This is a genomic window from Amycolatopsis solani (genome assembly GCF_033441515.1).
GTDB lineage: Bacteria > Actinomycetota > Actinomycetes > Mycobacteriales > Pseudonocardiaceae > Amycolatopsis > Amycolatopsis solani.
On sequence record NZ_JAWQJT010000001.1, the window covers coordinates 352,785 to 376,222 of the forward strand.

Below are 23,438 nucleotides of genomic sequence, written 5' to 3' on the forward strand. Positions count from 1 at the left end.
GCCTAGCCCCTTTCCTCGCGCTCATATGAGCGGCATTGGCCATTGGCGTCGAGAACATGTGAAGGCATTACAGGTCTGACGTGTGTGATTCGTCAACCTTTTGCAGGGATTTCCGGCTAGAGTGCTCATATGAGCACGTCCAACAAGCCCGTCTCGCTGACCGAAGCGATACTGCTCGCGACCGTCGCGCGGCGCTTCTACGTGCAGGGACGCTCCAAGCTGGAGATCGCCGACGAGTTCGGCGTCAGCCGGTTCAAGGTCGCGCGGATGCTCGACACCGCCATGGAGTCCGGGCTCGTCCGAGTGGAGTTCGCGCTGCCCGCACCGGTCGACCTCGCCCTGTCCGACGAGGTGCGCGCGGCGTACGGCCTGGAGCGAGCCCTCGTGCTCGAACGCTCAACCGAGCGTGAGCCGCGGGAGGTCGTCCGCGCGAAGATCGGGGCGCTGGCCGCCCGGCTGCTGGAGGAGATCGCGACCCCGTCCGACGTCATCGGGTTGTCGTGGGCGCGCTCGGTCAACGCGATGACCGAGGCGATCCGCACGATGCCGCGCTGCCCGGTCGTCCAGCTGTGCGGGGTGCAGGCGGGGATGGACATGCGCGGGCGCTCGGTGGAGACGGTCAGCCGCGTGACGGCGGTGTCCGGCGGCGACGCCTACCCGATCTTCGGCCCGCTGGTGCTGCCCGACCGCCGCACGACGGAGACGCTGCGCCGGCAGCCGGGGATCGCGGAGACGTTCGGGCAGTTCCGGAACCTGACCAAGGCGGTGGTCAGCATCGGCGCGTGGCAGCCGGGCGAGTCGACGGTGTACGACGCCCTGGACGAGGCCGAGCGCGCGGCGATCGCGGCCCGCGGAGCGACGGCGGAGGTGGCCGCGCGGCTGTTCGACGCGGCCGGGAACGCGTTGTCGACCGGGCTGGCGCACCACGTGCTGGCGATCAGCCACGAGGAGCTGACGGCGGTGCCGGAGGTGATCGCGCTGGGCTACGGCAAACCGAAGGCGGCGGCGGTGGAAGCGGTGCTGCGGTCCGGGATGGTCTCGACGCTGATCACCGACGCGGCCGCCGCGGTCCCCTTGCTGGCGCTGGCGGCCAAGAACCCCGTCGTGAGTGTTTAGTCGGGTTAGAACCCGACTAAACACTCACGACCACCCGGGACGTACGGCACTCGCGGCGGCGTACATCGCCTGGGGTAGGCGCGGGTTGCCGGGCTCCGGGGCGAAACCGGGGTCGCGCCCGATGTGCCGCCGGGCTCGCTCGGCGAGCCTGGACGGCGTGAAGACCTCTCCCCGTTGGCGCCAGGCTGTCGTCTGGCTGCACGTCGTGTCGTCCGTCGCCTGGATGAGCCAGGCCCTCGCCCTCGTCGTGCTGACGTCCACGGGTGCGCCCGCGATGGCCGAGCGGCTCGACTCCGTCCTGCTCGCGCCGATGGCGAACGTGTCCGCGTTCACCGGCCTGCTGCTCGCCGGCGCGACCGCCTGGGGCTACTTCCGGCATTGGTGGGTGCTCACGAAGTTCGTCCTGACGCTGGTGCAGCTCTACGCCGGGATCTTCCTGCTCTCCCCCGCACTGCACGAGTCCGCGGACACCGGCGCGGTCGCCTGGCCGCAGGTCGCGGGCGCGTCGCTGATGGCGAGCGCACTGGCCTTCCAGGCGTGGCTCTCGGTCGCGAAGCCGGGCCGTAAGACACCGTGGTCACCGGCCGCGAAGCCGCCGACCGCGCCGGCCTGGGTGTTCGTGGCGGGCGTCGCCGCGCCCACGTTCGACGTCGTCGCCGGGCTGCTGCTGGGCTACCCGCTGCCCGCGTTGTCCCTGGTCACGCTGATCGTGCTCGGTTTTGAGCGGCGACGACGGCGTCGCCGTGTTCCGCGGCCCAGCGGCCGAAGCCCTCGATCGGCTCCAGGAAGCTCGATCCCAGCGGCGTAAGCGCGTACGCGCCTTCACGGCGTTCGAGAAGGCCGTCCGTCTCCAGGCGCCGCAGGGCTTCCGTGAGCACCTTGGCGCTGATCCCGCCGATCTCGCGCCGCAGGTCGGCGTGCCGCCGCGGGCCGTGGCGCAGGGCCCAGAGCACCACCGGGTGCCAGGTGTTGGCGACCAGGTCGAACGCGAGCCGCGTCCGGCAGTCGGCGAGGAAGTCCATGGTTACCGTTCGGTTCCTTCCCGGGTTCCTACCGTCGTGCTGGTACCAGCCAAGCACAAGGAGGACGCATGCGGATCGGGATCTTCGGCACGGGCGGGATGGCGGACGTGCTCGGCACGCAGTGGGCGCGGGCCGGGCACGAGCTGAGCGTGAGCGGCCGGTCCGACCCCGCCGAGCTGGCCGCACGGCTCGGCGCTACGCCCGGATCGTGGCGCGAGACGGCGGAGTTCGCGGACGTACTGCTCTTGGCGGTCCCGGCTGCCGCGATCGGCGAGGTCGTGGCGGCGGCGGGCCCGCTCGCCGGGAAGGTGCTGGTGGACTGCACCAACGACCCGGCGCTGACCGGCGCGCCGGTGGCGTCGCGGATCGACACGGACGCCCACGTGGTGAAGGCGTTCAACCTCGCGCACGTCGACGTCTGGCGCATGACCCCACCGTCGTTCGGCGGCCGCCCGCTGTCGGTCCCGCTGTGCGGCGACGACCCGGCGGCGCTCGAAGCGGTGAGCACGCTGGTCCGCGACATCGGCGCGAAGCCGGTGCTCGCGGGCGGCCTCGACCGCGCGGCCCTCCTGGAGGCCACGGCGGCGTTCGTCATCGGGTTGTGGTTCGCGGGCGAGGACGCGCAGGCGATCCTCACTCCCGCGGGCTGAGCCTCAGAGGCCGTATTCGATGGCGGTGGCGTTGGGGCTCGCCAGCAGCGCGTACTCCACCATCGATGCGGCCGACGCCGCCGGGGCGATCGCCACGGCCACCGCCGCGGCGAGGAAGATCCCGGCCAGCAAACGCTTCACGTTCCCCATGGTCCCTCCCGGATTCGGAAGGTCCACGCTACCGCCGGAACCACCTTGATCGGCGCGGATTGCGCCGTTCAGCCCACGGCGTCGACGTTCCCCCGCGCCAGGTCACGGGCCAGTGCCCGCAGCGGCTCGCCGCCGCGGGGTACCAGCGTCACCTCGCCCGAGCCGAGGTCCGTCACCAGCGTGCTCAACGTCAGCAGCTCGTCGCCGCCGGTCGCGTCGCGGTGGACGTCGTTCGTCAGCGCCGAAACCAGCCACTTCGCGTCGGGGGACGCCGGGGCCAGGTGCGCGCACACCTCGGCGCGGTCCAGGCTCTCCTCCGGAGCGACGTCCAGGTGCGGCGGCAGCCGGCGGAAGTGGTTGGTGTGCCAGGAAAACCCACTGGCCACAGTGGTCACCGCGGTGTCGTGGCCCGCCTTCTCGACCACCGTCACCGCCGGGGAACCGAGTGCGCCCATCGTGTACGCGAAGCCGCCCGCCGACGGGTGGGCACGCAGCAGTGAAACCGCTTCCGCCACCGAAGTCGCGCGCTGGGCCGTGCGCGCCACGAAGTGCCGCCCGGCGCACGGCGACGGCGTCACCACGCTCACGCTGTCGATCCCCCACACCAGCCCGTGCGTGGTCAGCGTGAACGTGTTCGACGGCAGGAACCCGGGGTACCACCAGACGCAGACGCCGGGCTCGCCCTCGATCAGCAGCGTCAGCAGGCGCCCGATGCCGTCGAACACCGGGGCGCCGTCTTCGTTGTGGCCGAGCAGGCTCGGCGAACCCGCCCACGCGAGGTCCGTGCAGCCGGTGCCGTCGCCCGCGCCGAGGTCGCCGCGCAGGTTGGCCAGAAGCAGGTCGTCGAACGGCACCCCGGCGCCGTCGGCCAGCGCCGTCAGCTCGGCGTAGGCGTCCGGGTGCTCGACCTGCGACGCCGATTCGACCGCCCGGAAGCGCACCGGCGACCGCCGGGCCCGCGCGGTGACCGGCCACGACGGCAGTCCCGCCAGGACGGTCCGGATGTCGGCGGCGGCGTACTCGCCCAGCGCGCGGAAAGCGGCTTCCCGCGGCCCGCGGACGATCGTCCAGCGCACGTCGCCGAGCCGGTGCTCCCGCACTGTCGCCACCATGTGATCACGATGACTGAGCAGTCAGGAATCCGCAACGGTCAGTGCGCACCCACGTCCGTCACCCGGAGCACCGCAGCGCCAGCCTCGTCGGACGCGGCCAGGTCCACTTCGGCGCTGATGCCCCAGTCGTGGTCGCCCGCGGGGTCGTCGAAGATCTGCCGCACCTTCCAGACGTCCGGCAGCTGCTCGATCAGCAGCAGGGCCGGGCCGCGCGCGTCCGGGCCGGTGCCGAGCGAGTCGTACTCCTCGAAGTAGTCCTCGATAGCTTCCTGCCACGCGTCGGCGTCCCAGCCCGATGCCGCGTCCAGCTCGCCGAGCGGGAACCACGCCCGCCGCGCGAACAGCTCGACCCGGCGGAACAGCTCGTTGCGCACCAGGACGCGGAACGCGCGCTCGTTGCGCGTGACGGCCGGCGGCTCCGACGGCGGCCGCGTCGAGACCGGGCCTTCTTCGTCCGGGTGCCGCAGCGCTTCCCACTCGTCCAGCAGGCTGGAGTCGACCTGCCGGACCAGCTCGCCGAGCCACTCGATGAGGTCCTGCAGCGGCTCGGTCTTGGCCTCGTCGGGCACCGTGTGGCGCAGCGCGTCGTAGACGTCGGCGAGGTAGCGCAGCACCAGCCCTTCGGACCGGGCGAGCTGGTAGAACCCGATGTACTCGACGAAGTTCATCGCGCGCTCGTACATGTCGCGCACCACGGACTTCGGCGAGAGCTCGTAGTCGTCGACCCACGGGTGGCCCTGGCGGTAGCTGTGGAACGCGCCCTGCAGCAGCTCTTCGAGCGGCTTCGGGTAGGTGATGTTCTCGAGCAGCTCCATCCGCTCGTCGTACTCGATGCCCTCGGCCTTCATCGCGTTCACGGCCTCGCCGCGCGCCTTGAACTGCTGCTGCGACAGCACCGGACGCGGGTTGTCCACAGTGGATTCCACAGTGGACACGACGTCGAGCGGGTAGCTCGGCGACTCGAGGTCGAACAGGTCGATCGCGGCCAGGGCGAACGGCGAAAGCGGCTGGTTGAGCGCGAAGTCGAACTGCAGGTCGACGGTGAGCCGGATGATCCGGCCCTGCTCGTCGGGCTCGGGCAGCCGTTCGACGACGCCTGCGGCGAGCAGTGCGCGGTAGATCGCGATCGCGCGCAGGATCAGCTTGCGCTGCGACGCGCGGTCCTCGTGGTTGTCCTCGAGGAGGTGGCGCATCGACTCGAAGGCGTTGCCCGGCCGCGAAATCACGTTGAGCAGCATCGAGTGCGTGACCTTGAAGCTGGACGTCAGCGGCTCGGGCTCGGCCGCGATGAGCCGGTCGAACGTGCTCTCGGTCCAGTTGACGAACCCCTCCGGGGCCTTCTTCCGGACGATCTTCTTTTTCTTCTTCGGGTCGTCGCCCGCCTTCTCCAGCGCCTTGGCGTTCTCGACGACGTGGTCGGGCGCCTGCACGACGACGTAGCCGTCGGTGTCGTAGCCCGCGCGCCCGGCGCGGCCGGCGATCTGGTGGAACTCGCGCGCCTTGAGGTGGCGCTGGCGGACGCCGTCGTACTTGGTGAGCGCGGAGAAGACCACGGTCCGGATCGGCACGTTGATGCCGACGCCGAGGGTGTCGGTCCCGCAGATCACCTTGAGCAGCCCGGACTGGGCCAGCGTCTCGACCAGCCGGCGGTACTTCGGCAGCATCCCGGCGTGGTGCACGCCGATGCCGTGGCGGACCAGCCGCGAAAGCGTCTTCCCGAACCCGGCGGAGAAGCGGAAATCGCCGAGCAGGTCGGCGATCGCCTCCTTTTCCGCCTTGGTGGTGACGTTGATGCTCATCAGCGTCTGCGCCCGCTCGATGGCCGCGGCCTGCGAGAAGTGCACGACGTAGACCGGCGCCTGGCCGCCGTTGAGCAGCTCGGACATGGTCTCGTGCAACGGCGTCAGCGCGTAGCGGAAGGTCAGCGGCACCGGGCGCTGCGCCGACGTGACGACGGCGGTCGGCCTGCCGGTGCGGCGGGTGAGGTCCTTCTCGAAGAAGGACACGTCGCCCAGGGTCGCCGACATCAGGACGAACTGGGCGTTCGGCAGCTCCAGCAGCGGCACCTGCCACGCCCAGCCGCGGTCGGGCTCGGAGTAGAAGTGGAACTCGTCGGCGACGACCTGCCCGACCGGCGCGTCGGCACCGAACCGCAACGCGATGTTCGCCAGGATTTCGGCCGTGCAGCAGATGATCGGCGCGTCCGCGTTGACGCTGGAGTCGCCGGTCATCATCCCGACGTTGTCGGCGCCGAAGATCTCGATGAGCTGGAAGAACTTCTCCGAGACGAGGGCCTTGATGGGCGCGGTGTAGTAGCTGCGGCGGCCGTGGGCGAGCGCGGTGAAGTGCGCGCCGACGGCGACGAGGCTCTTCCCGGAGCCGGTCGGCGTCGAGAGGATGACGTTCGATCCGGAGACGACCTCCATCACCGCCTCCTCCTGCGCCGGGTACAGCTCGATGCCCCGTTCGGCCGTCCAGGTCGTGAACGCTTCGAAGAGGGCGTCGGGGTCGGGATCCGCAGGCAGGAGGTCTGTGAGAGTCATCAGGCGTCCATCGTGCCATCCGCTCGTCGCAAAGTCGGCAGGGGCGATCGCATCGCGGGTGGTAAACCCGTAGGCTTCGCGTTACCGCGCACCGACCGGGGGATACTTTCGGTCTCGCGCGCACACGGGCGGTACTCCGGAGGGCTTAGGAATGGCACAGGACATCATCCCGATCGAACTCGGGCTGCCGCAGGGCGACGTCGTCACCCTGTGGGCCCCGCGCTGGCGGGAGGACGGCGAGGAGTGGGAAGCGTTCCTCGGCGACGAGGACGACCTGTACGCCTTCCCGGACGCCGCTCACCTGGCCGCTTTCGTCCGCACGTCCGAGCGCCACGACCTGCTGGACCACCCGGCGTGGGACGCGGTGCCGTCGCTGAACGTGCCGGAGCTGATCCCGGACGAGGACCACACGTACGACCTCGTCGGCGTGCCGGAGCTCGTCGCCGAGGAGCCGGACGTCTGGCACATCGCCGAGCTGGCCGAGATCGTCGGCATCGTGCGGTCGCTCGCCGACGTCTGCGACCTCGAAGAGGTCCACGAGATCCTCGACTCGACCGAGGGCTTCTCGCTGCTCGACCAGGGCACCCTCCCGTTCACCGGGAGCGTCGGCGTCCAGGTGTGGAACGACCTGTCCGAGACGGTGTCGACGAAGTGGGACACCGTGCTCGACGCGATCGACGGCCTGGTGACCACGCCGGACGTCGACGAGAAGGTGCTGGAGCAGACCGCCGAGGAGCTCGCGGCGTTCCACGAGGAGTCCGCCGAGGCCGAAGCCGGCGCGGACGGCGAAGAGGACCTCGAGGCGCTGGACTCCGCCGACTCGGACGCCGACTCCGATGAGGACGACGAGGAAGAGGGCCCGGTCGGTTTCTGGGCCGAGGTCGGCATCGACCCGATCAAGATCATCACGTCCGGCGCGGAGTACTACACGCTGCGCTGCTACCTCGAGGACACCCCGGTGTTCCTCGGCAGCGAGGGCGAGATCGACGTGTTCACGTCGCCGAAGGCGCTGGCGCGGGCCCTGGCCGACGGCAAGGACCTGGCCGACACCGACCTCGCCGACGTGTCCACGTGGGACGAGGTGCTGGCGAAGGCCACGGCGGGCGAACTCGAGATCGAGGTCGACGCGGAGAACACGTACGTGCTGACCGGCCTCGACGCGGACATCGCGGAGGGCCCGGAGGCGATCGACCCGACGCAGCTGGAACTGGCGGTCGAGCTGATCACGGACGCGGCCGACTGGGCGGGCGACGAGAGCGTCGAGACGGCGCTGGCGTCGAACGAAAGCCTGGGCTGGCTGGTGTCGTTCGTCCTCCGCCCCGACCCCACGCGGCTCGAGCCGAGCGCGCCGTTCGACGCCGAGCAGAGCGCGTGGCAGAAGCTGGTGGAGACGTTCGAGAACCGCCTGACGGTGGCTTGAGTTTTCCCTTCGGAGGCCGCTTCCCCGCAAGTCGGGGAGGCGGCCTTCGTCGTGCGCGGGGCTGGGTGTCCGGCGGGTCCGGGGGGGGGGGGGGGGGGGGGGGGGGGGGGGGGCGGGGCGCCGGGGGGGGGGGGGGGGGCGGGGGGGGGGGGGGGGGCCGGGGCCGGGGGGGGGGGGGGGGGGGGGGGGGGGGGGGGGGGGGGGGGGGGGGGGGGGGGGGGGGGGGGGGGGGGGGGGGGGGGGGGGGGGGGGGGTGGGGGGGGGGGGGGGGGGGGGGGGGGGGGGGGGGGGGGGGGGGGGGGGGGGGGGGGGGGGGGGGTGGGGGGGGGGCGCCCCCCCCCCCCCCCCCCCCCCCCCCCCCCCCCCCCCCCCCCCCCCCCCCCCCCCCCGCTCGCCGCCCGGCCGGCCGCGTCGCCGCCCGGCCCGGCCCGGTCCGCCCGGGTGCGTCCACAGGCCGGGCCGGTTGTGGACAACCGCGGCCGCCGCGGGCGAAGCGGCCGGTTTTCGTCGGGGGCCGCCGATACGCTGGAGACGGGGGGCGCCCCCGCGGGGCGGGGTCAGTCGCGCGTGTGTTCCGCGCGGACCGGGACCACCGCCACCGCCAGGGCCGGGAAGATCGCCGCCACGCAGAACGCCAGTGCGTAGCGGCTGTCGCCGATCACCAGGCCCAGCAGCGGCGGGGTCAGCGAAGCCGCGATGTTCTGGCCCGTGTTCTGCGTGCCCATCGCGCGGCCCGACCAGGCCAGGCCCGCCAGCTCGGCCGACGCCGTGAAGCCGAGGCCGTTGTCAGCCACCGTGATGATCCCCGCCAGCGCCAGGGCCGCCAGCACCAGCCAAGGCCACGTCACGTCCCCCAACGCCACCAGCAGCATCACGAAGCAGCTCAGCACCGCCAGCTGCCGCATCGGGCGCAGGCGGCTGCCGGCGCGGTCGGACCACCAGCCCGAGCCGAGGCGTCCCAGCGCGCCCAGCACCTGGACCACCGCCAGGTACCAGCCCGCCGACAGCGGGCTCCAGTGCTGCACCGCCACCAGGTACACCGGCGCGAACGCCGACACCGCGAACTGCGGCACCACCAGCAACGCGCTCGCGCCGTGCACCCGCCACAACGTCGCGTGCCGGTACGGCGAGGGCGGTTTGGCACCGCCGGGAGCGGCGGGCGGCCGGGGCGGGTCCGTCACCAGCCACGCCACCAGCAGCGCCACGGCGATCGCCAGCCCGGCCGGCAGCAGCACGGCCGCGCGGAACCCGAAGTGCGCGGCCAGCGGCGGCAGCCCCAGCGCCGCGACGCCGACGCCGAGCGGCTGGGCCGTCTGGCGGATCCCCATCGCGACGCCGCGCTCGGACTTCGCGAACCAGCCCATCACCACGCGGCCGCTCGCCGCGTTCACCGAGGCCGTGCACGCGCCGGCCGCCAGAAACACCCCAAAGAGGAGCCCGACCGAGTGATCACCGATGCCGGCGTACACCAGGAGTAACCCCGAGGCCCCCAGTCCCAGGGCCATGATGAGGCGCTCTCCGTAACGGTCCGCAGCCGCGCCCCACACGATCAGGGTGAACAACAGCCCGATGCTCGGGGCCGCGACGACGGTGCCGGCCTGGGCCAGCGTCAGCCCCTCCGCGTCCCGCATGACCGGGACCAGGAACGGGATGCCGTAGAGGAACGAACAGCTCGCGGTCTGCGCGGCGACGCCGAGCGCGAGGATGAGCCACCGCCGCGAACTCGTCCGCACCCGCTCCGCCGAGCCGTCCGCGACCTGCGCCATCGCCCTCACCGTCTCACAATATAAGACTCACTTCCTACATGGTGAACGATAGTTGGCATGGCTAAGGACCGCAAGGGCGAGGCGGGACTCAGGCCAGTGCGGCGTACCCGGGCTTGATCACGCCGTCGATCAGCGCGATCCGCGCGTCGAAATCGATGAACGCGGATTTCATCGCGTTGATGGTGAACCAGCGGAAGTCGTCCAGGCCATACCCGAAGGTCTCCTGCAGCGCGGCGAATTCGCTGGTCATCGTGCATCCGCTCATCAGCCGGTTGTCCGTGTTCACGGTCACCCGGAAGCGCAGCTTGGCGAGCAGGCCGATCGGGTGCTCGGCGATCGAGCGGACCGTACCTGTTTGGACGTTCGACGTCGGGCAGATCTCCAGGGGGATGCGGCGGTCGCGGACATACGCGGCCAACCGTCCAAGGTGGACCGTGCCGTCCGCGTCGGTCTTGATGTCCTCGGCGATGCGCACGCCGTGCCCGAGCCGCTCGGCGCCGCAGTGCTGAATCGCCTCCCAAATGGACGGCAAACCGAACGCTTCGCCGGCGTGAATGGTGAAATGCGCATTGTTCTGGCGCAGGTATTCGAACGCGTCGAGATTGCGGGTGGGCGGGAATCCGTCTTCCGGCCCGGCGATGTCGAACCCGGCGACGCCGGCGTCGCGGTACCGGACGGCGAGGTCCGCGATCTCGAGGGCGCGGGCGTGCTGGCGCATCGCGCAGAGCAACGTCCCGACGCGGATCCGGCCGCCGTTCGCGGCCACCCGGCGAGTGCCCTCCGTGAACCCCGCTTGGACCGCCTCGACCACCGCATCGAGTGACAGACCGCGTTCGACGAACAACTCCGGTGCGTAGCGCACCTCGGCGTAGACGACGCCGTCGGCGGCCAGGTCCTCCACCGCTTCCGCGGCGACCCTGACCAGCGCTTCCTCGGTCTGCATCACCCCACAGGTGTGCGCGAAGGTCTCCAGGTAGGACACGAGCGAGCCGGAATCGGCCGCCCGGCGGAACCAGTCGCCCAGCTCGGCCGGGTCGCTGGTGGGCAGTCCGGCGTAGCCGGTCTCGTCGGCGAGTTCGGCGACGGTCGCCGGGCGGAGGCCGCCGTCGAGGTGGTCGTGCAGGAGCACCTTGGGCGCGCGGCGGAGCGTCTCGCTGGGCAGAACAGGGCTTTCGTCAGGCATCCCCCAACGGTAACCTCGTTGTCATTCCCCTACATGGCCGTAAGTCTCAGGCTCGGGCTAACCCTCAGCGTTGACGATCATGCGACGAATCGGCCATCCGGGGGCAGCCTCCGCAATAGGCTCTTCACGGGGGCCATACAGACAGCAATTTTTGCAATCGATAAGCTTCGTGGCACGTCCCTCCATTTCCCCGCCGACGAAGGACACACAGCAGTGACCACTGACAACCACATTGCCGCGGCCCCGTCCTTCGACCGGATGCGCAACATGCTGGTGCGCGCGGCCGAAGTGCGTGAGAGCGAGCAGCAGCAGATCTTCGACGCGCTCGACGACATCTACGCCCGCCTCGCGCCGGTGGACTCGCTGGGCGCGGTCCGCAAGCGGCTCTCCGAGCTCCCCGACCGCACCGAGGTCGGCGTGCTGGCCGAGCGCCTCGACGAGACGATGTCCCGCCTCGAGGCCCAGGACAACGCCCTCTCGGCACTGACCCGCGCGGTCGAGAGCATCGTCGACAAGCTGGCCAAGCCGTTCGCGCAGCTCGACGGCAGGCTCGACGGCATGGCGGCGCGCCTTGAGGGCGTCGGCGGCCGGATGGACGGGCTCGAGGACAAGCTCCAGAACATCCACCGCCGGCTCGACGAGCTGGGCGGCCACCTGGACAAGCAGGACGCGAAGCTCGACTCGATCCCGCAGTCGGTCACCGGTCCGGTCCGCGAGCGGATCGAGCAGGCCGAGCACACGCTGCGCGAGCGCGTCGACGGCTCCGACCACGAGCTGCGCGGCAAGGTCGACGAGCTCAGCCGCGTCACGCAGGAGCGCGTCGGCGAGCTGGGCCGCACCACGCACGAGCGGATCGACGCGAACACCGAAGCACTCAAGGTGGCGCTGACCGAGACCGGCGAGATGATCGACGCCTCGGACCGCCTGGAGAACCTGGGCAACCGCCTCGAAACGGTCACCACCCGCCTCGACGACCTGGCCGGCCGCCTCGACAAGGTGGAGGACGGCTTCCTCTCCGGCATCGGCGACCTCGACGGCGCGCTCAAGGCCGGGTTGTCCAAGGTCGAGGGCACGCTGTCCAAGCAGCCGGACACCGACTCGGTGGACACGCTGGTCCGCAAGAGCAACGACGAGAGCGTCCGCCGCATCGGCGGCCAGCTCGACGAGGCGATGGCGACGTTCGCGGAGCTGATGCTCGGTGGCGGCCCGGCCGTCCAGCAGATCGCCCCGCCGCCCCCGGCCCCGCGTCAGCCGCGCCGCAGCTCCCGCAACGGCCGTGCACCGAAGCCGGCCGACACCAAGGCCAAGCCGGGCGAAGGCGCCGAAGAAGCCACGGAGTAACCCAGCCCCACACAAAGAGGCCCCCACCGGATCCGGCGGGGGCCTCTTCACGTTCCGGAGCAACCACTCCGCGGCACTTTCCCTACGAAAGCTCCGCTTCGGGGGCCCGGGGCGGAGCTTTCGTAGGGAAAGATGCGCGGGCGTCACTCGGGTGGGTGATCATCGCGGCGATGATCATCACACCGTGCCGCGGATCGTCTCCCGGACGATCGGGGCTAGGGCGGGAGCCGACGAAGCGATGGTGAAGCCGCCTTCGAGCGCCGCCAGGGCCGCGGGGACCGCGTCGGGCGTGTCCGTGTGCAGCTCCAGCAAGGGCTCACCCTCGGTGACGGCGTCGCCGGGCTTGGCCAGGCACAGAATCCCCGCCGCCGCCTGGACCGGGTCCTCCTTGCGGGCGCGGCCCGCGCCCAGCCGCCACGCCGCGACGCCCACCGCGTACGCGTCCAGCGAGGCCAGCACGCCCGAAGAAGGCGCCGTCACGACGTGCACCGAAGCAGGCGTCGGGAGCGGTGCCGAGGGGTCGCCGCCCTGGGCGGAGATCATCCGGCACCAGACCTCGTACGCCTCGCCGGACGCCAGCACCGCGGCCGGGTCCGTGGAAATGCCCGCCAGGGCCAGCATCTCCCGCGCCAGCGCGAGAGTCAGCGCAACGACATCCGAAGGACCACCGCCCTGGAGCACGGAAACCGACTCCGCGACCTCCACCGCGTTGCCGACCGCCCGTCCCAGCGGGACGTTCATGTCGGTCAGCAGCGCCGTCGTCGGTACGCCGTGGTCGACGCCGATCGAGGTCAGCGTCGTCGCGAGCGAACGCGCCTGGTCCAAAGTCTTCATGAACGCGCCCGACCCGAACTTCACGTCCAGGACCAGCCCGGACGCGCCCTCGGCGATCTTCTTGCTCATGATCGAGCTGGCGATCAGCGGGATCGACTCCACGGTCGACGTGACGTCCCGCAGCGCGTACAGCTTCTTGTCCGCCGGCGCGAGCCCGGACGTCGCCGCGCAGACCACCGCGCCGACGTCCTCGAGCTGCCGGGCGATCTCCGCGGTGGTCAGCGAAGCCCGCCAGCCGGGGATCGACTCCAGCTTGTCGAGCGTGCCGCCGGTGTGCCCGAGCCCGCGCCCGGACAGCTGCGGCACCGCCGCCCCGCACGCGGCCACGAGCGGCGCCAGCGGCAGCGTGATCTTGTCGCCGACCCCGCCGGTCGAGTGCTTGTCGACGGTCGGCCGCGACACGTCCAGCGAGAGCCGTTCACCCGAGGCGATCATCGCGCGGGTCCAGCGGGAGATCTCCGCGGAGTCCATGCCCCGCAGGAAGATGGCCATCGCCAGGGCCGACATCTGCTCTTCGGCCACAACGCCGTTCGTGTACGCGTCGACGACCCAGTCGATCTGCTCGTCCGAGAGCCGGCCGCCGTCCCGCTTGGCGCGGATGACGTCGACCGCGGCGAACGCGGTCACGGCAGGTCGTCCGGACCGAACGCGTCCGGCAGGACGGCCGACATCGGCAGGATCCCGCTCGGCGTGTCCACCAGGCACGCGGAACCGCCCAGCTCGAACAGGATCTGGCGGCAGCGCCCGCACGGCATCAGCAGGTCACCCGCGCCGCTGCGGCACGCGACCGCCACGAGCCGCCCGCCGCCGGAGAGCCGCAGCTGCCCGGCCATCGTGCACTCCGCGCACAGCCCGAGCCCGTAGGACGCGTTCTCGACGTTGCACCCGGTCACCACGCGGCCGTCGTCGACGATCCCCGCGACCCCGACGTGCAGGCCCGAATAAGGCGCGTACGCACGGGAAGCGGCTTCGATCGCCTGCGACCGCAGCGCGTCCCAGTCCACAGAGGACACAGTGGACGTCATCAGTCCTCACCCCGCCGGTACGGCTGGCCGTCGGCCTTCGGCGGCCGCAGCCGCTGCGAAGCCACCGCCAGCACGATCAGCGTCACGAAGTGCGCGGTGTACGGGATCAGGTCCGACGGCAGCGTGTCGTTGGACCAGTAGATCGCGTACAGCACTCCGGCGCCGACGACGCCGAGCCCGGCCGCGATCCACTGACGGCGGAACAGCTGGACGACGACGATCACGCCGACCAGGATGACCGCGCCGTACAGCAGCGCGAGCACCGCTTCGCCGCCGCCGGAGAGCTGCAGGCCGTCCGCGTAGCCGAACAGCGCCGCGCCGCCGAGCAGGCCACCGGGCCGCCAGTTGCCGAAGATCATCGCCGCGAGACCGATGTAGCCGCGGCCGTTAGTCTGGTTCTCCAGGTAGTCCGCGCCGCCGCGCAGCAGCACCAGCGAAGCGCCGCCCATCCCGGCGAACGCGCCGGAGATCAGCATCGCGATGTACTTGTGCCGGTAGACGTTGACGCCCAGGGACTCCGCGGCCACCGGGTTCTCGCCGCAGGAACGCAGCCGCAGCCCGAAGCGGGTCCGCCAGAGCACCCAGAAGCTGACCGGGACCAGGACGATCGCGATCATCGTCAGCGGCGCGACCTCGGTGACCAGGCCGCGCAGGATGCCGGCGACGTCGGAGATCCCGACGCGCTGCTCCTTCTCCAGGTCACCGAGCCAGTCGGACAGGCCCGAAGCCGAGTAGGTGTCGAACTTCGGCACCACCGGCGACTGCCGCGGGTTGCCCGACAGCGGCTCGAAGATCAGGTTCGCCAGGTACTTCGTGACGCCGAGGCCGAGCAGGTTGATCGCGACGCCGGAGACGATGTGGTTGACGTTGAACGTCACCGTCGCCACCGCGTGCAGCAGGCCGCCGAGCGCGCCGAAGACGAGCGCGGCCAGCAGCCCGGCCCACACCCCGCCGTAGTACGCGCCCCAGGCGGCGCCCCACGTCCCGAGGATCATCATGCCCTCGAGCCCGATGTTGACCACGCCCGCGCGTTCGGCCCAGAGCCCGCCCAGCGCGCACAGCAGGATCGGCAGGGCCAGGCGCAACGCCGTCTGCGCGGTGTTCGACGACGTCAGCGCGGCGACGCCGGTGGAGTAGGACGCCGTCGAGAGGACGGCGATGGCGATGACCGCCCAGATGACCCCGCGCAGCCAGCCCGGGATCCGGGACCGCTTGCGGTGCACCGGCATCGTGCCGGGACTGCCCGCGTCGGGCCGGGAAATGTCGGTGACGGCCATCAGACCGCACCCCCTTCGGCGACCGTGGAACCCTTGCGGCCGGCGAGGGCCCGGCCGACCCGGCGTTGCTCGGCGGCCAGGTCGGCACGCCGCACGATCTCGTACGCCACGACGACCGACAGCACGATGATGCCCTGCATGATCGTCGCGATCTCCTTGGACACGTTGATCTGCTCCAGCGACACCGCGGAGGTGTCGAGGAACGCCCACAGCAGCGCGCCGAGCGCGATGCCGCCGGGGTGGTTGCGGCCCAGCAGCGCGACCGCGATGCCGGTGAAGCCGTACATCTGGGTCGAGGTGATGCCATAGCTGAAGTCGCGGCCGAGCAGTTCCGGCATCGCGACCAGGCCGGCGACGCCACCGGAGAGCAGCATCGCGATCAGCGTCATCTTCTTCGCGTTGACGCCGCCCGCGGCGGCCGCGGTGGTGGATTCGCCGGACGCCTTGAGCTCGAAGCCGAACCGCGTGCGGTTGAGCATGAACCAGTAGGCGCCGCCGATCAGCGCGGCGATGAAGACGAACCCGAACAGCGTGCCCGAGCCGAGCGGGATGCCCGGGATCCGGCCGGACGGCTCGATCACGCGGGTGCCGATGTTGTTGCCGGTCTGCACGCCGAACTGGTCGGCGTTGATGAGGAAGGCGATGATGCCGCCGACGATCGCGTTGAGCATGATCGTCGCGATCACCTCGCTCACCCCGCGGGTGACCTTGAGGATCGCCGGGATCGCCGCGTACGCCGCACCGGCGGCCACCGCCACGATCAGGATGACGAGCGTGTGGATCACCGGCGGCAGCTTGAGCGCGCCGCCGGCGATGGCCGCGACGACCGCGGCGAACCGGTACTGGCCCTCGACACCGATGTTGAAGAGGTTCATCTGGAAGCCGATGGCCACCGCGAGCCCGGAGAGGTAGTAGACCGTCGCCAGGTTCACCGTGTCGACCGCGGTGGAGCCCTTGAACATCTGGCCGATCATCGTGCCGTACGCGTTCAGCGGGTCGGCCCCGGAGATGATCAGCGCGATCGCCGACAGCAGCACGGCGAAGACGATCGCCAGCAGCGGTGGCAGCAGTTTCGTACGCCAGGACGTCATTCTTCGTCACCCTCCCCCGCGCCGGTCATCGCGGAGCCCAGTTCCTGCGGGGTCACGGTGGCGGGGTCGGCCTCGCTGACGAGGCGTCCGCGCAGCATGACCCGGATCGTGTCGGACAGGCCGATCAGCTCGTCGAGGTCGGCGGAGATCAGCAGCACCGCGAGCCCGGCGGCGCGGGCCTGGCGGATCTGCTCCCAGATCAGCGCCTGCGCGCCGACGTCGACACCGCGGGTGGGGTGCGAAGCCACCAGCAGCACGGGGTTGCCGGACAGCTCGCGCCCGACGATCAGCTTCTGCTGGTTGCCTCCCGAGAGCGCCGCGGCCGGGACGTCGATGCCCGGCGTGCGGACGTCGTAGTCGCGGACGATCCGCTCGGTGTCGGCGCGCGCGCCGGCGATGTCGAGCAACTGTCCTTTCGAGACCGGTTCGCGGGTCTGGTAGCCCAGGATCCGGTTGACCCACAACGGTTGCTGGAGCAGCAGGCTGTGCCGCGTGCGGTCTTCGGCGATGTAGCCGATGCCGGCCTCGCGCCGCGCCAGCGTGCCCGCCTTCGTCAGGTCGCGCGCCTTGCCCTCGGCGTCGACCAGTTCGATCGTGCCGCCGGACGGCTTGCGCATGCCCATGATCGTCTCGACGAGCTCGGTCTGGCCGTTGCCCTCGACCCCGGCGATGCCGAGCACCTCGCCCGCGCGCACGGTGAAGGAGACGTCGTCGAGCGCGTTGCGGTCGGAGCCCTCGGCGCCGAGCGTCAGGCCGGTCAGCCGCAGCACGTCCCGGTCGGTGACCGTGGACTCGCGGGTCTCCGGGCTGGGCAGCTCGGACCCGACCATCATCTCCGCCAGCTCGCGGGAGGTGATCGTCTTCGGGTCGGCGGTGCCGACCGTGGTGCCGCGCCGGATCACCGTGACGGTGTCGGCGATCGCGCGCACCTCGTCGAGCTTGTGCGAGATGAAGAGGAAGGTGTAGCCGTCGGCCTTCATCTCCCGGACGGTCTCGAACAGCGCGTCGACCTCCTGCGGCACCAGGACCGCGGTCGGCTCGTCCAGGATGATGATCTTGGCCCCGCGGTAGAGCACCTTGACGATCTCGACGCGCTGGCGGTCGGCGACGCCGAGCTCTTCCAGCAGCGTGTCCGGCTTGGCGTGCAGGCCGGTCCGCTCCGCGAGCTCGGCCAGCCGCGCGCGGGCGGCGCGGCCGATGCCGTGCAGGCCCTCGGCGCCGAGGAAGACGTTCTCGCCGACGGTGAGGTTGTCGGCGAGCATGAAGTGCTGGTGCACCATGCCGATGCCGGCGCGGATGGCGTCCTGCGGGTTGCGCAGCTTCACCTCGCCGCCGTTGATCGCGATGGTGCCCTCGTCCGGCGGCTGCATGCCGTAGAGGATCTTCATCAGGGTGGACTTGCCGGCGCCGTTCTCGCCACAGATGGCGTGCACTTCGCCGGTGGTGACGGTGAGGTTGACGTCGGAGTTGGCCACCACGCCGGGGAATCGCTTCGTGATCCCGGTCAGCTGGACGGCGGGCGCGCCCCGGTCGGGGACGGCTTCGGCCGGGGCCTCGGCAGTGCTCATGGGCGGGAGAATTCCATATCTCGTCTAAACGCGTGAGGGGCCCGGAGGAAAAAATCCTCCGAGCCCCGACGCGTTGTGAGCTAGGTGAGGCTTATTCCACCGTCGCCCGGCGCAAGCCGGCTGGGGCATGTACCTGCGGCCAGGTGCGCCGGGCTAGCCAGAATAAGCCTCACTTCTGCGGCTTGTCCGAGACGGTGATCGCGCCCGAGATGATCTGGGCCTTGTAGCCGTCGAGGACGTCCTTGATGTCGTCGACCTTGCCACCGGAGGTGGCGTAGCCGACGCCGTCGACCTTGAGGTCGAACCGCTTCGGCAGGGTCGTCAGGTCACCCTTGGCGAGCGCCTGGACGTAGTCGAAGACGGCGACGTCGACGCGCTTGAGCATGGACGTGATGATGACGTCCTTGTCGGCGGCGACCGTCTTCTGGTTGTACTGGTCGGAGTCGACACCGATGGCCAGCGCGTTGCCCGCCTTGGCGGCGTCGAACACGCCCTTACCGGAGGCGCCGGCGGCGTGGTAGATCACGTCCGCGCCCTTGGCGATCTCGGCCGCGGCCTTGACGTTGCCCTTCGCCGGGTCCTGGAACCCGGAGAAGTCGCCGGCCGGGGTCAGGTAGTCGTCCTCGATCTTGATCTTGGACGAAACCGTCTTCGCGCCCTGCAGGAAGCCGGCCTCGAACTTCTGGATCAGCGGGGTGTTGACCCCGCCGACGAAGCCGACGTGGCAGTTCTTGCTCTTGTACGCGGCGGCGACGCCGGCCAGGAACGAGCCCTGCTCCTCGGCGAAGACCAGCGGCGTCACGTTCGGGAGCTGGATCGAGTCGTCGTCGACGATCGCGAACTTGGTGTTCGGGTACTTGGCGGCGACGACCTTGACCGACGGCGCGTAGGCGAAGCCGACCGCCACGATCGGGTTCAGGCCCGAGGCGGCCATCTGGTCGAGGCGCTGCTGCTTGGCCGACTCGGCCTCGCTGGCGGACGCGGTGCTCTCGTTGACCGTGGTCACGCCGAGCTCGGCCTTCGCCTTGTCGGTGCCCGCGGCGGCGGCGTCGTTGAAGGACGCGTCACCCCGGCCGCCGACGTCGAAGGCCAGGCCGATCTTCAGCGCGCTGCCGTCGACCTTGCCGCCGGCCGCGGCCGAGCTGCTGGCGGCGGCGGGCGCCGCGGGCGGCTTCTGCGCGGTGACGCAGTCGGAACCGCCCGAAGAGGCCGCGGTGTTGTTCGAGCTGCTACCACCGCTGGAGTCCTTGGCGCACCCGGCCAGGGCGAGCACCCCGGCCATGGCCGCGGCGGCCAGCGCGGTTCCACGCATGCGACGCAACGTGTTTCTCCCTCCCCGCTGATCCAGCGGATGTCCAGGGCACGACCGGGCCCACTGCCGGGTCGACTGGTGGACCGTACCCAACGGACAGGAATGCGCCATAGGAACGGCACGCTACGTAACACAAACGTTTACTCACGCATCGCACGCGCGACGGGACGTGCACCCAAAGTGATCAAAGACGTCACAGGGTGCTGCTTTCGGCGGAATCCCGAGCTGACGGGACGGCCGAATTGCCGTTTGCTGTGACTCAGTGTGCCAGTCCGACCGAGGAGTGGACCAGTCCGATCACCCTGTGAGACGCAGGTGGGCGGGACGCCTTCCGAATCGTTTCAGCTGCCCGTCGCCCGATCGAGCGTCAGCCGGACGAGCGAGCCGACGCGGTGCGTCCACAGTGGACCCCTCGCTCTGTGACGACGCCCACAACCGGCGCACACCCAGGTGTCTGGTCCATCACAGAGAGGAACCCGGAGATGAGCCGTCCGTCCGGGGCGGGTCTAGCATCCGATTCATCCACGCTCGATGACGTTGACTTCGGCATTGCCACCGCAAACGGCGACTGCGGACCTCACGGCCACCGGGCACACAGTCAGACGTTGGAGGCCGTTCACCGATGTCCACCACGGCGAGCACTGCCACAGCGGCAGGGGCGAGCGATCGGGCGGGTGCCTCACGCCGGCAGGGGACCTTCTACCGGGGCGACCCCGGCATGTGGTCCTGGGTGCTGCACCGCATCACCGGCGTGCTCACATTCTTCTTCCTGTTCGTGCACGTGCTCGACACCGCGCTGGTGCGCGTGTCGCCGAACACGTACGACCAGGTCATCGAGACGTACAAGACCCCGATCGTCAACCTCCTCGAGGTGGGGCTGGTCGGCGCGGTCCTCTTCCACGCGCTGAACGGCATCCGCGTCATGCTGGTCGACTTCTGGTCGAAGGGCCCGAAGCTGCAGAAGGCCATGCTCTGGGTGATCGGCGTGGTCTGGGTCGTCGTGATGGTCCCCGGTGCCTTCTTCATGCTGAAGCGCACCGTCGAAACGCTCTTCGGGGGTAACTGACATGGCCGACCTCGCCCTCGCGAACCCCCGCGCGCCGAAGCGTCCCGCCGCCCGCCGGAGCAACTTCGAGCTCTACAGCTGGCTGTTCATGCGGATCTCCGGCCTCGCGCTGATCATCCTGGTGCTCGGCCACCTGCTGATCATGAACATTCTCGACGGCGGCGTGCACCGGATCAACTGGGGCTTCGTCGCCGGCCGCTGGGCTTCGCCGTTCTGGCAGTTCTGGGACCTGGCCATGCTCTGGCTCGCCGAGATCCACGGCGGCAACGGCCTGCGCACCATCATCGACGACTACGCGCGCAAGGACAGCACGCGGTTCTGGCTGAAGATCCTGCTCTACGTCTCGATGGTGCTGATCCTGGCCGTCGGCACGATGGTGATCTTCACCTTCGACCCGAACATGCCCGCGAACTGACTCCCGGAGACCTCCCACCATGCAGTTCCACAAGTACGACGTGGTGATCGTCGGCGCCGGCGGCGCCGGGATGCGCGCGGCCATCGAGTCCGGCCAGCGCGCCCGCACCGCGGTCCTCACCAAGCTCTACCCGACCCGGTCCCACACCGGCGCGGCCCAGGGCGGCATGTGCGCCGCACTGGCGAACGTCGAAGAGGACAACTGGGAGTGGCACACCTTCGACACGATCAAGGGCGGCGACTACCTGGTCGACCAGGACGCCGCCGAGATCATGGCGAAGGAGGCCATCGACGCGGTCCTCGACCTCGAGAAGATGGGCCTGCCGTTCAACCGCACGCCCGAGGGCAAGATCGACCAGCGCCGCTTCGGCGGGCACACGCGTGACCACGGCAAGGCCGCGGTCCGCCGCGCCTGCTACGCCGCGGACCGCACCGGCCACATGATCCTGCAGACGCTCTACCAAAACTGCGTCAAGTACGGCACGGAGTTCTTCAACGAGTTCTACGTGCTCGACCTCGTCACCACCCCGGACGAGAACGGCAACCCGGTCGCCTCCGGCGTCGTCGCCTACGAGCTGGCCACCGGCGAGCTGCACGTGTTCCAGGCGAAGTCGATCGTGATGGCCACCGGCGGCGCGGGCAAGATCTTCAAGACGACGTCGAACGCGCACACCCTCACCGGTGACGGCCTCGGCATCATCTTCCGCAAGGGCCTCCCGCTGGAGGACATGGAGTTCTTCCAGTTCCACCCGACCGGCCTCGCGGGCCTGGGCATCCTCATCTCCGAAGCCGTCCGCGGCGAGGGCGGGATCCTGCGCAACGCGTCCGGCGAGCGGTTCATGGAGCGCTACGCCCCCACCATCAAGGACCTCGCGCCGCGCGACATCGTGGCGCGCTCGATGGTGCAGGAAGTGCTGCAGGGCCGCGGGTGCGGGCCGAACAAGGACTACGTCGTCCTGGACGTCACGCACATCCCCGAGGAGACGCTGAACGCGAAGCTCCCGGACATCATGGAGTTCTCCCGGACCTACCTGGGCGTCGACCCGGTCAAGGAGCCGGTGCCGGTGTTCCCGACGTGCCACTACGTCATGGGCGGCATCCCGACCAACATCCACGGCGAAGCGCTGCGGGACAACGAGAACGTCATCCCGGGCCTGTACGCCGCGGGCGAGGTCGCGTGCGTGTCCGTGCACGGCTCGAACCGCCTGGGCACGAACTCGCTGCTGGACATCAACGTGTTCGGCCGGCGCGCGGGCATCGCGGCCGCGGAGTACGCGCTGGCGCACGAGCACGTCGAGCTGCCCGCGGAGCCCACCAAGCTGGTGGAGGAGCAGCTCGCCGGCCTGCTGTCGGAGCACGGCGACGAGCGCGTCGCCGACATCCGCAAGGAAATGCAGCAGACGATGGACTCCCACGCGTCGGTGTACCGGACCGAGGACACGCTGAAGCAGGCGCTGACCGACATCCAGGCGCTGAAGGCCCGCTACGACCGGATCACCGTGTCGGACAAGGGCAAGCGGTACAACACCGACCTGCTGGAGGCCGTCGAGCTGGGCTTCCTGCTGGAGCTGGCCGAGGTCCTGATCGTGGGCGCGATCGCCCGCAAGGAATCCCGCGGCGGCCACGCCCGCGAGGACTACCCGACCCGCGACGACACGAACTTCATGCGCCACACCATGGCCTACAAGCAGGGCACCGGCCTGGCGTCCGACATCCGGCTCGACTACAAGCCGGTCACCTTCACCCGCTACGAGCCGATGGAGCGGAAGTACTGATGACTACGGCTACTGCTGAGGACGCTCCGGCCGCCACGGACGAGCACACCCCGATCACGGTCACGCTGAAGATCCTCCGCTTCAACCCGGAGGTGGATTCGGAGCCGCACTGGGAGTCCTACGAGGTCCCGGCGCAGCGCACCGACCGCCTGCTGAACCTGCTGTTCTACGTCAAGGACTACATCGACGGCACGTTCTCCTTCCGCCGCTCGTGCGCCCACGGCGTGTGCGGCTCGGACGCGATGCAGATCAACGGCATCAACCGCCTGGCCTGCAAGGTCCTGATGAAGGACCTGCTCTCGGCCAACGGCAAGCCGACGACGATCACGATCGCCCCGATCAAGGGCCTGACGACGTTGAAGGACCTGTACGTCGACATGGACCCGTTCTTCGAGGCGTACCGGGCGATCAAGCCGTACCTGATCACGTACGGCAACGAGCCGACGCGCGAGCGCATCCAGTCCCAGGCGGACCGCGACCGGTTCGACGACACGACAAAGTGCATTCTCTGTGCTTGCTGCACTTCGTCGTGCCCGGTGTACTGGAACGACGGCTCGTACTTCGGCCCGGCGGCGATCGTGAACGCCCACCGCTTCATCTTCGACTCGCGGGATGAGGGGGCGGAGGAGCGGTTGGACATCCTCAACGATGGTGAGGGTGTGTGGCGCTGCCGCACGACGTTCAACTGCACGGACGCCTGCCCGCGAGGGATCCAGGTGACGAAGGCGATCCAGGAAGTGAAGCGCGCTCTGCTGTTCAAGCGCGTCTGAGCG

At 70.3% G+C, this 23,438-nt stretch carries 21 protein-coding genes; 9 read left to right on the forward strand and 12 right to left on the reverse strand.

Annotated features, from left to right (window positions below; genetic code table 11):
• Nucleotides 1-129 precede the first annotated feature (129 nt).
• The gene (locus SD460_RS01745; protein ID WP_290056055.1) at nt 130-1,116 is read left to right on the forward strand and encodes a sugar-binding transcriptional regulator; all 987 of its coding nucleotides are present in this window, start codon (nt 130-132) and stop codon (nt 1,114-1,116) included.
• A gap of 157 nt (nt 1,117-1,273) precedes the next feature.
• A complete protein-coding gene (locus SD460_RS01750) occupies nt 1,274-1,924 on the forward strand; it encodes a hypothetical protein (RefSeq protein WP_318305851.1) in 651 nt (216 codons plus the stop codon).
• Here SD460_RS01750 and SD460_RS01755 read toward each other — a convergent pair.
• On the reverse strand, nt 1,815-2,138 hold the full coding sequence (locus tag SD460_RS01755) for a winged helix-turn-helix transcriptional regulator (RefSeq protein WP_290056053.1): 324 nt from the start codon (nt 2,136-2,138) through the stop codon (nt 1,815-1,817). The genes SD460_RS01750 and SD460_RS01755 overlap by 110 nt on opposite strands.
• A 68-nt stretch (nt 2,139-2,206) precedes the next feature.
• On the opposite strand from SD460_RS01755, the gene SD460_RS01760 reads away from it, so the two are divergent.
• Entirely contained in the window at nt 2,207-2,788 is a 582-nt protein-coding gene (locus SD460_RS01760; RefSeq protein WP_438860607.1) for an NADPH-dependent F420 reductase, read from the forward strand.
• 3 nt (nt 2,789-2,791) lie between these two features.
• Here the strand turns inward: SD460_RS01760 and SD460_RS01765 are convergent, their stop codons facing one another.
• From SD460_RS01765 to SD460_RS01775, 3 genes are all read right to left on the reverse strand, one after another.
• Nucleotides 2,792-2,929 carry a hypothetical protein gene (locus tag SD460_RS01765; protein ID WP_318306579.1) on the reverse strand — a complete coding sequence of 46 codons (138 nt, stop codon included), beginning with the start codon at nt 2,927-2,929 and terminating at the stop codon, nt 2,792-2,794.
• Between the two features lie 77 nt (nt 2,930-3,006).
• Nucleotides 3,007-4,050: a C45 family autoproteolytic acyltransferase/hydrolase gene (locus SD460_RS01770; protein ID WP_290055545.1), complete on the reverse strand. Its 1,044-nt coding sequence runs from the start codon at nt 4,048-4,050 to the stop codon at nt 3,007-3,009.
• 38 nt (nt 4,051-4,088) lie between these two features.
• Nucleotides 4,089-6,593: a DEAD/DEAH box helicase gene (locus SD460_RS01775; RefSeq protein ID WP_290055544.1), complete on the reverse strand. Its 2,505-nt coding sequence runs from the start codon at nt 6,591-6,593 to the stop codon at nt 4,089-4,091.
• A gap of 151 nt (nt 6,594-6,744) precedes the next feature.
• Between SD460_RS01775 and SD460_RS01780 the strand changes: the two genes are divergently transcribed.
• A complete protein-coding gene (locus tag SD460_RS01780) occupies nt 6,745-8,013 on the forward strand; it encodes a SatS C-terminal domain-containing protein (protein ID WP_290055543.1) in 1,269 nt (422 codons plus the stop codon).
• Between the two features lie 557 nt (nt 8,014-8,570).
• On the opposite strand, the gene SD460_RS01785 is transcribed toward SD460_RS01780, so the two are convergent.
• The gene (locus SD460_RS01785) at nt 8,571-9,779 is read right to left on the reverse strand and encodes an MFS transporter (RefSeq protein WP_290057777.1); all 1,209 of its coding nucleotides are present in this window, start codon (nt 9,777-9,779) and stop codon (nt 8,571-8,573) included.
• Between the two features lie 88 nt (nt 9,780-9,867).
• Complete coding sequence (locus SD460_RS01790) at nt 9,868-10,962, reverse strand: adenosine deaminase (RefSeq protein WP_318305852.1); 1,095 nt, start codon at nt 10,960-10,962, stop codon at nt 9,868-9,870.
• Between the two features lie 213 nt (nt 10,963-11,175).
• Between SD460_RS01790 and SD460_RS01795 the strand changes: the two genes are divergently transcribed.
• A complete protein-coding gene (locus SD460_RS01795) occupies nt 11,176-12,303 on the forward strand; it encodes a coiled-coil domain-containing protein (protein WP_290057774.1) in 1,128 nt (375 codons plus the stop codon).
• A gap of 177 nt (nt 12,304-12,480) precedes the next feature.
• Here the strand turns inward: SD460_RS01795 and SD460_RS01800 are convergent, their stop codons facing one another.
• From SD460_RS01800 to SD460_RS01825, 6 genes are all read right to left on the reverse strand, one after another.
• Nucleotides 12,481-13,764, reverse strand: a complete 1,284-nt coding sequence (locus tag SD460_RS01800) for a thymidine phosphorylase (RefSeq protein WP_290057773.1) — start codon at nt 13,762-13,764, stop codon at nt 12,481-12,483.
• Nucleotides 13,761-14,162, reverse strand: coding sequence for a cytidine deaminase (locus tag SD460_RS01805; RefSeq protein WP_438860642.1), 402 nt, complete (start codon nt 14,160-14,162; stop codon nt 13,761-13,763). Before SD460_RS01805 ends, SD460_RS01800 begins: the two co-directional genes overlap by 4 nt.
• Nucleotides 14,162-15,439 carry an ABC transporter permease gene (locus SD460_RS01810; RefSeq protein ID WP_290057772.1) on the reverse strand — a complete coding sequence of 426 codons (1,278 nt, stop codon included), beginning with the start codon at nt 15,437-15,439 and terminating at the stop codon, nt 14,162-14,164. Before SD460_RS01810 ends, SD460_RS01805 begins: the two co-directional genes overlap by 1 nt.
• On the reverse strand, nt 15,439-16,530 hold the full coding sequence (locus SD460_RS01815; RefSeq protein ID WP_290057771.1) for an ABC transporter permease: 1,092 nt from the start codon (nt 16,528-16,530) through the stop codon (nt 15,439-15,441). The genes SD460_RS01810 and SD460_RS01815 overlap by 1 nt, the downstream gene beginning before the upstream one ends.
• The gene (locus SD460_RS01820; RefSeq protein WP_290057769.1) at nt 16,527-18,098 is read right to left on the reverse strand and encodes an ABC transporter ATP-binding protein; all 1,572 of its coding nucleotides are present in this window, start codon (nt 18,096-18,098) and stop codon (nt 16,527-16,529) included. The genes SD460_RS01815 and SD460_RS01820 overlap by 4 nt, the downstream gene beginning before the upstream one ends.
• A gap of 169 nt (nt 18,099-18,267) precedes the next feature.
• A complete protein-coding gene (locus tag SD460_RS01825) occupies nt 18,268-19,410 on the reverse strand; it encodes a BMP family lipoprotein (RefSeq protein WP_290057767.1) in 1,143 nt (380 codons plus the stop codon).
• A gap of 622 nt (nt 19,411-20,032) precedes the next feature.
• On the opposite strand from SD460_RS01825, the gene sdhC reads away from it, so the two are divergent.
• Genes sdhC through SD460_RS01845 form a run of 4 tightly spaced genes read left to right on the forward strand, consistent with a single transcriptional unit; the run spans nt 20,033 to nt 23,435 of the window.
• Nucleotides 20,033-20,476, forward strand: coding sequence for a succinate dehydrogenase, cytochrome b556 subunit (gene sdhC / locus SD460_RS01830; RefSeq protein WP_103353015.1), 444 nt, complete (start codon nt 20,033-20,035; stop codon nt 20,474-20,476).
• Nucleotide 20,477: 1 nt separating this feature from the next.
• Nucleotides 20,478-20,891: a succinate dehydrogenase hydrophobic membrane anchor subunit gene (locus SD460_RS01835; RefSeq protein WP_247060758.1), complete on the forward strand. Its 414-nt coding sequence runs from the start codon at nt 20,478-20,480 to the stop codon at nt 20,889-20,891.
• Between the two features lie 19 nt (nt 20,892-20,910).
• On the forward strand, nt 20,911-22,665 hold the full coding sequence (gene sdhA / locus SD460_RS01840) for a succinate dehydrogenase flavoprotein subunit (RefSeq protein ID WP_290057765.1): 1,755 nt from the start codon (nt 20,911-20,913) through the stop codon (nt 22,663-22,665).
• Entirely contained in the window at nt 22,665-23,435 is a 771-nt protein-coding gene (locus SD460_RS01845; protein WP_290057764.1) for a succinate dehydrogenase iron-sulfur subunit, read from the forward strand. The genes sdhA and SD460_RS01845 overlap by 1 nt, the downstream gene beginning before the upstream one ends.
• The last annotated feature ends 3 nt before the right edge of the window (nt 23,436-23,438 follow it).

Excerpts from the sequence above, each read along its gene's own strand:
- SD460_RS01810 (WP_290057772.1), bottom strand. The coding sequence starts at position 15,439 with ATGGCCGTCACCGACATTTCCCGGCCCGACGCGGGCAGTCCCGGCACG.
- SD460_RS01790 (WP_318305852.1), bottom strand. The coding sequence starts at position 10,962 with ATGCCTGACGAAAGCCCTGTTCTGCCCAGCGAGACGCTCCGCCGCGCG.
- SD460_RS01775 (WP_290055544.1), bottom strand. The coding sequence starts at position 6,593 with ATGACTCTCACAGACCTCCTGCCTGCGGATCCCGACCCCGACGCCCTC.
- SD460_RS01815 (WP_290057771.1), bottom strand. The coding sequence starts at position 16,530 with ATGACGTCCTGGCGTACGAAACTGCTGCCACCGCTGCTGGCGATCGTC.
- sdhC (WP_103353015.1), top strand. The coding sequence starts at position 20,033 with ATGTCCACCACGGCGAGCACTGCCACAGCGGCAGGGGCGAGCGATCGG.
- SD460_RS01745 (WP_290056055.1), top strand. The coding sequence starts at position 130 with ATGAGCACGTCCAACAAGCCCGTCTCGCTGACCGAAGCGATACTGCTC.
- SD460_RS01835 (WP_247060758.1), top strand. The coding sequence starts at position 20,478 with ATGGCCGACCTCGCCCTCGCGAACCCCCGCGCGCCGAAGCGTCCCGCC.
- sdhA (WP_290057765.1), top strand. The coding sequence starts at position 20,911 with ATGCAGTTCCACAAGTACGACGTGGTGATCGTCGGCGCCGGCGGCGCC.
- SD460_RS01785 (WP_290057777.1), bottom strand. The coding sequence starts at position 9,779 with ATGGCGCAGGTCGCGGACGGCTCGGCGGAGCGGGTGCGGACGAGTTCG.
- SD460_RS01780 (WP_290055543.1), top strand. The coding sequence starts at position 6,745 with ATGGCACAGGACATCATCCCGATCGAACTCGGGCTGCCGCAGGGCGAC.
- SD460_RS01820 (WP_290057769.1), bottom strand. The coding sequence starts at position 18,098 with ATGAGCACTGCCGAGGCCCCGGCCGAAGCCGTCCCCGACCGGGGCGCG.
- SD460_RS01770 (WP_290055545.1), bottom strand. The coding sequence starts at position 4,050 with ATGGTGGCGACAGTGCGGGAGCACCGGCTCGGCGACGTGCGCTGGACG.
- SD460_RS01845 (WP_290057764.1), top strand. The coding sequence starts at position 22,665 with ATGACTACGGCTACTGCTGAGGACGCTCCGGCCGCCACGGACGAGCAC.
- SD460_RS01760 (WP_438860607.1), top strand. The coding sequence starts at position 2,207 with ATGCGGATCGGGATCTTCGGCACGGGCGGGATGGCGGACGTGCTCGGC.
- SD460_RS01755 (WP_290056053.1), bottom strand. The coding sequence starts at position 2,138 with ATGGACTTCCTCGCCGACTGCCGGACGCGGCTCGCGTTCGACCTGGTC.
- SD460_RS01805 (WP_438860642.1), bottom strand. The coding sequence starts at position 14,162 with ATGACGTCCACTGTGTCCTCTGTGGACTGGGACGCGCTGCGGTCGCAG.
- SD460_RS01825 (WP_290057767.1), bottom strand. The coding sequence starts at position 19,410 with ATGCGTGGAACCGCGCTGGCCGCCGCGGCCATGGCCGGGGTGCTCGCC.